This window comes from Bacilli bacterium, from assembly GCA_036381315.1.
Lineage (GTDB): Bacteria > Bacillota > Bacilli > Paenibacillales > KCTC-25726 > DASVDB01.
The window spans coordinates 17649-28388 of the sequence record DASVDB010000136.1 but is presented as its reverse complement, the minus strand read 5'-3'; the positions used below and the strand labels follow the sequence as shown (position 1 = coordinate 28388).

The 10740-nt window shown below is 50.2% G+C and carries 9 protein-coding genes; 4 read left to right on the top strand and 5 right to left on the bottom strand.

Annotated features, from left to right (window positions below; genetic code table 11):
- Positions 1-837 (top strand): discoidin domain-containing protein (locus VF260_10050; GenBank protein HEX7057521.1); only part of this gene is annotated, 837 nt, incomplete at its 5' end.
- A gap of 352 nt (positions 838-1189) precedes the next feature.
- On the opposite strand, the gene VF260_10045 is transcribed toward VF260_10050, so the two are convergent.
- From VF260_10045 to VF260_10030, 4 genes are all read right to left on the bottom strand, one after another.
- Entirely contained in the window at positions 1190-2044 is an 855-nt protein-coding gene (locus tag VF260_10045) for a carbohydrate ABC transporter permease (protein HEX7057520.1), read from the bottom strand.
- Positions 2037-3017 carry a sugar ABC transporter permease gene (locus VF260_10040; GenBank protein ID HEX7057519.1) on the bottom strand — a complete coding sequence of 327 codons (981 nt, stop codon included), beginning with the start codon at positions 3015-3017 and terminating at the stop codon, positions 2037-2039. Before VF260_10040 ends, VF260_10045 begins: the two co-directional genes overlap by 8 nt.
- Positions 3018-3091: 74 nt before the next feature.
- Positions 3092-4489: an ABC transporter substrate-binding protein gene (locus VF260_10035; protein HEX7057518.1), complete on the bottom strand. Its 1398-nt coding sequence runs from the start codon at positions 4487-4489 to the stop codon at positions 3092-3094.
- A 183-nt stretch (positions 4490-4672) separates the two neighbouring features.
- Positions 4673-6187 carry a malate:quinone oxidoreductase gene (locus VF260_10030; GenBank protein HEX7057517.1) on the bottom strand — a complete coding sequence of 505 codons (1515 nt, stop codon included), beginning with the start codon at positions 6185-6187 and terminating at the stop codon, positions 4673-4675.
- Positions 6188-6415: 228 nt separating this feature from the next.
- On the opposite strand from VF260_10030, the gene VF260_10025 reads away from it, so the two are divergent.
- From VF260_10025 to VF260_10015, 3 genes are all read left to right on the top strand, one after another.
- A complete protein-coding gene (locus VF260_10025; GenBank protein ID HEX7057516.1) occupies positions 6416-7303 on the top strand; it encodes a fructose bisphosphate aldolase in 888 nt (295 codons plus the stop codon).
- A 114-nt stretch (positions 7304-7417) separates the two neighbouring features.
- On the top strand, positions 7418-7951 hold the full coding sequence (locus VF260_10020) for a copper amine oxidase N-terminal domain-containing protein (GenBank protein ID HEX7057515.1): 534 nt from the start codon (positions 7418-7420) through the stop codon (positions 7949-7951).
- A 115-nt stretch (positions 7952-8066) separates the two neighbouring features.
- Positions 8067-10151: an ATP-binding protein gene (locus VF260_10015; protein ID HEX7057514.1), complete on the top strand. Its 2085-nt coding sequence runs from the start codon at positions 8067-8069 to the stop codon at positions 10149-10151.
- Here VF260_10015 and VF260_10010 read toward each other — a convergent pair.
- On the bottom strand, positions 10148-10618 hold the full coding sequence (locus VF260_10010) for a response regulator transcription factor (GenBank protein ID HEX7057513.1): 471 nt from the start codon (positions 10616-10618) through the stop codon (positions 10148-10150). The genes VF260_10015 and VF260_10010 overlap by 4 nt on opposite strands.
- Between the last annotated feature and the right edge of the window lie 122 nt (positions 10619-10740).

The following is a 10740-nucleotide window of genomic DNA, read 5'->3' as shown; positions in this document are numbered from 1 at the left end:
AACGACGAGGGGGGCGGCGGAGGCACCGGAGCGGGCGAATTGAGTGTATCTTCCGTCACGGCAAGCAGCGATGACGGGAATGTGCCTTCCAACACGTTGGATAAAGACTTGACCACCCGTTGGTCGGCGAAAGGCGACGGCCAATGGATCAAGTTCGATCTGGGAACGAGCGTTACCGTAGGTTCGATAAAAATTGCCTGGTACCAAGGAGATCAACGGACCTCCGACTTTGACGTGGAAGTGTCCGCGGACGGCACGAACTGGACCCAGATCTACAGTGGATCGAGCAGTGGCTACACAACGCAGTTGGAAACCTACGATTTCTCCGACACTACGGCTCGCTATGTGCGGATTGTAGGGCACGGCAACTCATCCAGCGACTGGAACAGCATCACTGAAGTGGAGATTTACGGCGGTGACGGCACCAGCGAGGAAGGAGGCAGTAAATTGACTGTGTCTGCCGCCTCCGCCTCCACGTATGACACGCGTTGCGACTGTGACGCGCCGAACGCGATCGACGGCGATTTTTTCACCCGTTGGTCTGGAGAAGGTGACGGAGCCTGGATCCTGTTTGACCTCGGGACGAACCATACTGTAAACTCGGTGCGCATCGCCTTTTACAATGGCGATCAAAGAACTTCTTCCTTCGACATCGAGACGTCGGCAGATGGCACGAACTGGACTCAGGTGTACAGCGGATCGAGCATCGGCACGACGACTCAGCCGGAGTCGTTTGACGTCAGCGACACGACGGCGCGTTACGTCCGTTATGTCGGTCACGGCAACACCTCCAACGATTGGAATAGCCTGACCGAAGTCGAGATTTACGGTTCTTGAGCATCCGCCCGTATAAAAGCTCTAGAAAACATTTTTCGTCGAAAAAGTAGTTGGTTTAACCGGGTTCACTGTAAATCCGTAGTCTGTCACCAAAGAGTTGTTTCAGATCTGGGTATGGCCGAATATACTGTGGTCTGGATTGCCGTAGGGAGTCCGTACACCATAGAGATGGCAGAGAATGGATGCAATCTCGGGAAATGTTGGCATCACGGACTTCGCGGAAAATCGCCATGATTTCTACATCCATACCAATCGTTTTAGCAGAATCGTCGAAACCCTATGCCAAGCAAAAGCCCGACCGCATAAGGCCGGGCTTTTAACTTTATTCGATATGCGACTGCGAATTGAAAAACTACTCTTTTACACCGCCTAGCGCCACGCCGGCAATAATATACCGCGACAACAGGAAGTAAATCACAAACAACGGCAGCACGGTCAGAGACAGGCCCAAGTAAATCGACCCGAACTCCGTTTTGTAAATATCGCCGCGCAGCAGACTTACCATAATCGGCAGCGTATATTTATCTTTTTGCGTCAGGAGAATCAACGGCATGAACAGGTTGTTCCAACTGGCGACAAAAGCAAAGATGGCTTGCGTCGCAATTGCCGGCATCATGATCGGCAAAATGATCCGGTTGAACGTATAGAACTCGCCCGATCCGTCGGCGCGCGCCGCCTCCACGATCTCTATCGACAGGGAGCCGAGCAGATATTGGCGCATAAAGAACACCACCGCCGGCGCCGCGATTGCGGGCAGAATCAGCGGCAAGAAACTGTTTGTCCAATGCAATTGATACATGAATTGGTAGAACCCGATGGCACTGGCCTGCGACGGGATCATCATGATGGCCATAATGAACGTAAAGAAAGGCTGGCGCATTTTCCAGTTGTACACCACTAGCGCATATGCGGTCAAAGACGAAAAATAGACCGTCAGGATGGTCGTGCCGCCTGAGACGATGAACGAGTTCAGGAACCCTTTGAACGGGTCGAAACTTTTGTTCAAGAGCACTTGCCAGTTGGTCATCAAATGCGTCGACGGAATCAGCGAAAGACCGCTTTGAATTTCCGGCGTTGATCGCGTCGCGTTTACAAACATGATCAAAAACGGAACGATGCTGAGCAGTGACAGGAAGATGCAGACCACATAAACGATTGTCCTGTTAATTCCCCGGGAGACGGGATTGCTTTCCAGAATTTTAGCCATGCATTACGCCCCCCTTTGCCAATGCTCTTTCAGCCTTTCTGAGTTTCTTTTCTTCCTTTCTGAGCCTTGCCGCGTCGCGGTCGCGCAGCCAGTAAAACAGCAGTGCGGACAACACGGCCGCGATTACGAACATGATCATGCTGGCCGCAGCGGCGCGATTATACAAATAGCTGCCTTTAAAAGCTTGCCCGTATATGAACATGGAGGCAGTGATCGTTGCGTTGTCCGGTCCGCCAAGCAGGAACAACTGCGGGATATCGAACATTTGCAGGCCGCCGATCATCGACGTGACCAGAGTGAACAGCAAGATGGTTCGGAGGCCCGGCAGCGTGATGCGGAAGAAAGTTTGCACCCCGTTCGCGCCATCAATCGCCGCGGATTCGAACAATACGGGGTTTATGCCGAGCACGCCGGCGATCAGGATAAGCATCGTATTGCCGTACCACATCCAAAATTGGATAAACGCAACGATGCCCCGCGCGGTTGTTTTGTCTTGCAAAAAGTAGATCGGCGCGTCGGACCAGCCCAGCATTTGAAACAAGCTGTTCACGGGGCCCATCGGATAAGCGAACAAGGAATTGAAAAGCACGGCGATCGTGCTCGCCGTGATAATATTCGGCATATAGAGCAAAACTTTGAACGCGCCCTGCGCCCGAATTTTAAGCCGTTGGTTGGTGAACCATGCGGTAAGCAATAGCGCGATCACGATCTGGGGAATGAAGTTGAGAATCCAGATCAGTCCTGTATTGAACATCGATTGTCGAAACGTGGCATTATCGAACAAAAGGTCTTTGTAATTTTGCAACGGGTTATCCAAAATGTGGGGCGGTTTGGGTATGACACCCTTCAAATCCGTAAAGCCAATGGCGGCGGTGTACAGAATGGGATACAGCGAAAATACCAGAAACGCTAATAAAAAAGGCAAACTGAAGATATAGCCGTATTTCGAATAACTGACTCTTTTGCGGCGCATGCTTCTCACCTCATGAATTGATATAAAGGGGCGGGAAAGCAAGCCCGCCCCTTTGGCGCCTCATCATTCGCTTTTTATTCGCTTTCGATGCCGAGTTTGTCTTTGACTTGCGATTTGAAGTCAGCAATTGCTTCATCGCGGCTCTTATTGCCAGCTGTGTATTGACGCACGACGTCGCGCCAGATTAAGTTGATCGATTCGTCATACTGGGTCAAGTTTTTACCGGTTGCGTTGGCGTTGGCCGGAACGAATACATCGAACATATTCTGTCCGCCCAGCAGATCAACCGTGCCGTTGGATTTCTGCATGACCACGGAAGAAGCGACGGTATCTTTCGTGCCTTGTTCGCCATCCTTCATTGTGCCGTTAGCCCAGAAATATTGGAGACCCGTGTCGGAAGTATCAAGCGTAACCCACTTGATGAAATCGGCTACCGCTTGTTTTTTGGCGTCGTCCTTGAGGACGTCATTGTTGGCGAGCAGCCAGGTGCCGCCCCAGAAGAAGCCGGTCGGCGGCTCGGTAACAGCCCAGTCGCCAAACGTGTCTTTCACTTGTCCGTTCATCACATAGTTGATGAGCCAAGCGGGACCAAAGAATCCGAAGATCGGTTGGGGACCGCTGCCGGACATATCCGCATACCAGGCTTCCGTCCAGTCTTGCGTATCATTCGAATAGCCTTTGTCTTTCAGTTCTTTCGCCAAATCAAGGAACTGCGCGCGTTTCGGATCGATATGAAGCTTGCCGTTGACAATCCAGCCTTGATCGGAACTGTTCTCGATCGGGTGCCAAATATCTCCGTCGCCGGAAACGATGCCGTACCCTTTGGCTTTCAGCTTCGCTGCCGCTTCAAAGAATTTATCCCAACCGGGGCCGATTTCATTTTTGATGGTGGCAGGATCGTCCGTGCCGAAAACATCTTTGGCAATCGAGCGACGATAGATGAACGCGCCGCCTGTTGCCTGATAAGCAAGGGCTTTCAGTTGGCCGGCCTTGGTGCCGATGTCAACCGAATATTGAGCGATGCCGGCATCTTTCACCATTTGGTCGGTCAGACCCAGGTCGGCATAGTTGGCCGCGTAGCTGACCGCATCGCCTTGTGTGTACTTGAGAACGAATGCGGCTTCGGCCGTGTAAATGTCCGGAGCGTCATTTCCACCGGCGGCAAGCGCTTGGTCAAGTGCCGGTTGATAAGCGCCATCCGTCGTTGCGATGATTGTGGGTTTGAATTCCACGTTCGCATCGGGATGGAGTTCGAGGTACTTCTGTGTCATGTTTGGCACCTCGTCTGTGAACGACCAAAGATTGATCGTCACTTTGCTGCCGGATTTGCTCCCTGAGTCGCTGTTCGGCGCGGGCGTGGAACTGCTGCCGGTATCGGTCGGGCTTGCGCCGCTGTCGGTCTTTCCGCCGCATGCGGAGAGTACGGCAACCACCATAAGAACCGCGGTAAACAAGGCAAAAATACGTTTCATTCTTCTACCTCCCCTTTTTTTTTGAAAGCGTAATCATACACTTCATTGTTATTCTAATTTCAGTAATTTTAACGCACAAGGTAACAATCATTGGGGATAATTCCACTATTTTTGGCTTCTTATGGAAGACACAAAAAAAGAGACCGAACGAGGTCTCTTTTTTAATGGCGATGATACGGTTTTTTAAGATACGCTTAGGCGCGCTTTCGTCACCGGCGCCGTTTCGTTCAGGCGCAGCGCTTGCGCGGTCTTAGCCTGAATTTCGCCGGCGAGTTCCGGGGTTTTCAGCAGCGAAACGCCATATGAAGGAATCATCTCTTTCAATTTTGTTTCCCATGCTTTCATATGTTGCGGGAAGCATTTTTTGATTACCTCGAGCATGACCGACACGGCGGTGGAAGCGCCCGGGGAAGCGCCCAGCAGCGCGGCGATCGAACCGTCGGCGGCGCTGACGACTTCCGTTCCGAATTGGAGCGTTCCTTTGCCGTTTGCAGTATCTTTGATCACTTGCACGCGCTGGCCCGCCACCACCAAATCCCAATCTTCGCTTTTCGCGCTGGGAACAAACGCGCGCAGCGCTTCCATCCGCTGTTCCTTGGACAACATGACTTGTTTCAGCAAATATTTGGTCAATGCCATATTTTTGACGCCGGCCGCCAGCATCGTGACGATGTTGTCCATTTTGACGGAATTGAACAAATCAAACATGGAGCCCGTTTTTAAAAACTTCGGCGAAAAGCCGGCAAACGGTCCGAACAGCAGCATTTTTTTGTTGTCGATAAATCTTGTGTCAAGATGCGGGACGGACATGGGAGGCGCTCCGATCGACGCTTTGCCGTATACTTTTGCATGATGCTGCGCGATGATATCCGGATTGTTGCATACCATAAACAGCCCGCTTACCGGGAATCCCCCGATATGTTTTCCTTCCGGAATGCCGGATTTTTGCAGCAAAGGCAGGCTTCCGCCGCCGCCGCCGATAAAGACGAATTTGGCTGTATAGCGTTCAACGTCTCCGCTCGCGTTTCGCACTTTTAATTCCCACAAGCCGTTTCGCGAACGTTTTAGATCGTCGACATGATGCTTGTATTTTATGCTGACATTTTTGTTCTTTAAATGCGCAAACAGCATGCGCGTCAAAGCGCCGAAGTTGACATCGGTGCCGGATTCGATTCTTGTCGCCGCGATCGGCTGATCCGCCGCGCGGCCTTTCATGATAAGCGGAATCCATTCCTGCAGCTTTGCCGGGTCATCGGAAAATTCCATCCCCGTAAAAAGGGGATTGCCGGACAGCGCCTGAAAACGTTTCTTTAAAAAAGCAATGTTTTGTTCCCCCTGCACCAAACTCATATGGGGCAAAGGCGTAATAAACTCCCGCGGATTGCGGATCAGTTTTTTGTTCGCAAGGTAAGACCAAAACTGCAGGGAAACCCGAAACTGTTCATTCACTTTTATAGCTTTGCTGATATCTATCGATCCATCCGGTTTTTCAACGGTATAATTGAGCTCGCATAAGGCGGAATGCCCGGTTCCCGCGTTATTCCATTCGTTGGAGCTTTCCTCCCCGGCTTTGGCGAGTTTCTCGAATACTGTGATTTGCCACTCCGGCACTAATTCCTTCAACAATGACCCCAAAGTTGCGCTCATGATCCCGGCGCCGATTAATATAACGTCCGTGCTATTTTGTTTGTTGCTCATCATTATCGTCCCTCTAAGTTGATTTGCGGAAAAGAACAGAAGGCTCCATTACAACACTTATCATAGTTTATCACTAATATTGATAGAATAAAATATATACTGTCAATTGACCCAATAAGCATTTTTAATAGCTTGTTAAAAATTAATTTTTCGATATTGGACCGCTTGATGATATAATAAGAAAGCTAATGTTTTTATTAAGCTCGTGAAATGAAAGGAGAAACAAGAGTGAATTCAAAGCAATTGGAACGCGTCCGCGAGGGCAAAGGTTTTATCGCAGCCTTGGACCAAAGCGGCGGCAGCACTCCCAAAGCTTTGCTGCAGTACGGAATCAAGGAAGACAGCTATTCCAACGAAGAACAAATGTTTTCGTTGGTGCATGCGATGAGAACGCGCATTATCAAAAGCCCTGCGTTTGATTCCCGGTACATTTTGGGCGCCATCCTTTTTGAAAACACGATGGATCGGTTTATTGACGATCAATATACCGCTGATTATTTATGGGAGAAAAAAGGCATCGTGCCTTTCCTGAAGGTTGATAAAGGTCTTGCCGCTGCGGAAAACGGAGTTCAGGTCATGAAGCCGATCCCGGGGTTGGACGATTTGCTGAAGCGGGCGAATGAACGGCACATTTTTGGCACGAAAATGCGGTCCGTTATCAAGGAAGCCAACCCGGCGGGCATCAAAAAAGTCGTCGAGCAGCAATTCGCTATCGGCAAGCAGATTTTTGCCGCGGGCCTTGTTCCGATTATCGAACCGGAAGTTGACATCTACAGTGCGGATAAAGCATTGTCGGAAAAAATCCTGAAGGAAGAAATTTTCCATCAATTATCTGCCCTCGACAAAGACGTAAAAATTATGCTGAAACTGTCCATCCCGACGGAAGACAATTTCTACAGCGATCTGATGGAGGAACCGCATGTAGTTAGGGTTGTCGCTTTGTCGGGCGGATATTCGCAAGCGGAAGCGAATGAAAAACTGGCGCGCAACCATGGTTTGATCGCCAGCTTCTCGCGCGCTTTGTCGCAAGGTCTGAACGTCGCGCAATCAGACGAAGCGTTCAACCAAACGCTTGCCGATTCTGTTCGCGATATTTACGAAGCTTCCATTCAATAATAATTCCGTAATCATGAGCTCCGGTTTTTGCCGGGGCTTTTTTTTGAAGGATTTTGTCAAATTGAAGCGAATTATTGAATGAAAGGCATAAAGTGGAATCGGGGAGGCATGTTCGTGATAAAAACGTGGGCGTCCGGCATTTTGGCGGTAATATTGATGTTTTCCATTGTTCAACCGGCCTTGGCGAAAACCGACGCTTACCGGATTTCGCTTGACGGGGAATATCTTGTTTCCGATCAGGCGCCGATCAATAAGAACGGCAGCATAATGGTCCCGCTGCGGCTGATTTTCGAATCGTTGCACGCTGCGGTAACTTATTCGCCCGCAGATAAGAAGATCACGGGGAAGAAAGGAAACCTGACGATTGAACTTCAGGTCGGCGCAAAAACGGCATATAAAAACAGGCAGCCGATCGCCTTGGCGCAACCGCCGGTAATCATCAATAACCGTGTGTACGTGCCGATTCGTTTTATCGGTGAGGCGTTGGGAGCACGGGTGAATTGGAACAGCGCAAGCCGGACGGTCGAGATCAAAACGCGGGAGTTGTCGGAAACGACAGAACTTCCGGTGAAAAATGACGCGGGCGAGCCGATTTATCTCCAGCATAAAGGAAATATGCGATTGAATTGGTTATTTGAGGACGATTAAAATTTCTCAATAGTATTTTTGATCATTAAAGAGGCTTCATGAAAATCGGGGCCTTTTTTAGTTGCAGCGATATAAACTTGATAAAATTCGACGCGCATAAGGCGGAACTCGATCCATGAAAAGATGCCTGGCTGTAATATATGTTTTAATAGTTGCCTTTATCGTATTGGAAGATTCGGCAATCGCCGCGGCAAATGAAGCAAATGATTTGCAAACCGTTCCGCAACCGGCTTTAGGCGTCATCGATTTGCGCGGGACGGCGGATCGGCAGGGCACAGAGCGAATCGCTTTGCATGGCGAATGGGAGTTTCACTGGAAGCGGTTGTTGGAACCGGCGGATTGGCAGCGCGGCAATTTTGCGCCCGCATACTTAAAAGTCCCCGCTTCATGGAGAAATTTCAAGTTTTCTGCCAATGCCGGCAACAGTCACGGCTACGGTACTTACCGCCTGCTCTTGCTTGTCCCCGCTTCCGATATCGGCGAAAACAAAGCGTTGTTTATCAGGTCGATCAGCAGCGCATACCGGCTTTGGATCGACGGGAAAGAACAGCAGGGTTTGGGCAAGGTCGGGACCGACAGGCATGATGAAGTGCCGCAATCGCATATCAATCTTGTGGTCTTTCAGCCAAAAGCGCAAACGGTTGAAGTGGTGATCCAGGTTTCGAACTTCTCGTTTCGGGAAGGCGGAATTATTGACGACATTGTTTATGGAGATACGGTTGCGTTATTGCCGGGCATTTTAAAAGAAGAGTTATACGACCTGTTTGTTATCGGCGGGTTCGTAATGATCGGGTTGTATCTCCTTGTCATATTCGGCATGCGCAAAAAAGACCTGGCAACCTTGTTCGCCGGATTGGCTTGCCTGGGCTTTGCTGCCCGCACGATCATTTTGAACGGGTACCTCAGTTCATTGCTGCTTGGCGTCCATAATTGGGAAGCGCTTACGAAGCTTGAATATATCTCCGAAATTTTTGCTTTTTTGTGCGTGGTTCTGCTGATGAAGCTGCTGTATCCGCGAGAAGCGCACCGTGCAATGGTCTACTTGTCGCTCATTCTGTCCGCGTTTCTTGTTGGCTATGTGCTGTTCACACCGGCACGCATTTTTACGGAGACGCTGCTTCTGCAATCGGCGGCAAAAGTTGTGGTGTTGCTTTATTTCGTGTGCTATGTGTCTGTGCTGGCTTTTATCCGGAAGCGGGAAGGCGCGGTGATCAATATGGTTGCCGTCGTCATTTTGGCCGCGGCGATTGCCAACGATACACTGTTCTATTTGCATCTCATTGACACGGTTGAAGTGTTGAAAGAAGCCGCTATCCTGTTTTTGTTGGCGCAAGCCGCAATCGTTTCTTATCGCTATGCGCAGTTGTCGCGGCGCAACGATTTGTTGGTCAAGCAGCTCGGAAGCTTGAATGCGACGCTGGAAGAGAAAGTGGCCATGCGAACGCAAAAGCTGCATGAGGCGAATCAGCAATTGTCGGAAATGAGAGCAACGCGGACCAAAATGCTCGTCAATATCGCCCATGACCTAAGCTCTCCGCTCGTAGGCATGCAAACCTATTTGCAGCTAATGGAGGCTGGCCAACTCCCTTCCGGGCAGCGGGAAATCGCCAGGATGTTGCTTGCCAAGACGGCGTATATCCAGCGTCTCATCCAGGATTTGTTCGAGTTGGCCAAACTGGAATCGGGCGAACAGAAACCGGACAGGAAGATCGTTGCGGCAAGCGATTGGCTGCGGGATGTTTGCGCCAAACTGGAGAGCGACTTGCTGCAAAACGGATTTCAGTTGCGGCGGGGAAGAATAGACACGCTGGCAAACGGCCGGGAAGCGCAAATCTTCATCGACAGCCATCTGATTATGCGGGCCGTGCAAAATTATATCGACAACGCCCAGAAATTCAGCCGCGGCATTAGCAACATTATTACGCTTAATTGCTATATTGAACGGATAGGGGAGCATAGCGCGCCCCAATTGGTTGTGGAAATTGTCGATTATGGGATGGGAATTGCCGCGGAGGAATTGCCGCATGTATTCCGCAGATTTTACAAAAGGCAGGAGGCGAACGAACGCGGCAGCGGATTGGGGCTCGCAATCGTTCAGCAAATTATTGAACAGCATCAAGGCACTGTTGGGGTGAAAAGCGAACCGGGAAAAGGCAGCACATTCTTTTTTTTGCTGCCCATTGTCCAATTCGGCAGCTAGATCTCCGCTCCGCCGGACGGAGGGTTTGGATTTTCCTTTTTGGCTATGAAATTGACAATCCTTGCGGCTATTTCGTCCGGAAGCGTATATTGGCCATTGGCCGCGTCGCGGATCATCCGCACGATAAAGGAAAAATCCGCTTTTTTCAATAAATACCCGTTCGCTCCGGCAAGAAGACCTTGTATCACATGCTCTTCCTCGTTGTAGACCGAAAGGATCAAAATCGGCAAATCGGCATCCCGCTTGCGGATTTCCTTGATGCATGAAATTCCGTCCATTTCCGGCATCTGCAAATCCATCAGCACGATGTCCGGTTTTGTTTCGGCCATAATCGCAAGCGCCTCAACGCCGTTAGCGGCGGGTCCGATCGCTTGCATGTCTTTTTGCGCATTTATGACGAATGCCAATCCGGTCCGTATAAGAACATCGTCGTCAACGATCAACACCTTCAGCTTCTCGGCTGCCATCACTTTTCTCCAATCCAAAGGGTTTTCTCGCATTACATTTTATCATATCATGACAAAACTGTGGCTAAAACACAACCGGTTGCAGGTGCAAATGAAGCGGCCCGCACGATGCGGGAAAAAAG

Bases quoted from the DNA above. Each gene is read 5' to 3' on its own strand.
- VF260_10035 (HEX7057518.1), bottom strand. From the start codon at position 4,489: ATGAAACGTATTTTTGCCTTGTTTACCGCGGTTCTTATGGTGGTTGCC.
- VF260_10045 (HEX7057520.1), bottom strand. From the start codon at position 2,044: ATGGCTAAAATTCTGGAAAGCAATCCCGTCTCCCGGGGAATTAACAGG.
- VF260_10040 (HEX7057519.1), bottom strand. From the start codon at position 3,017: ATGCGCCGCAAAAGAGTCAGTTATTCGAAATACGGCTATATCTTCAGT.
- VF260_10015 (HEX7057514.1), top strand. From the start codon at position 8,067: ATGAAAAGATGCCTGGCTGTAATATATGTTTTAATAGTTGCCTTTATC.
- VF260_10010 (HEX7057513.1), bottom strand. From the start codon at position 10,618: ATGGCAGCCGAGAAGCTGAAGGTGTTGATCGTTGACGACGATGTTCTT.
- VF260_10030 (HEX7057517.1), bottom strand. From the start codon at position 6,187: ATGAGCAACAAACAAAATAGCACGGACGTTATATTAATCGGCGCCGGG.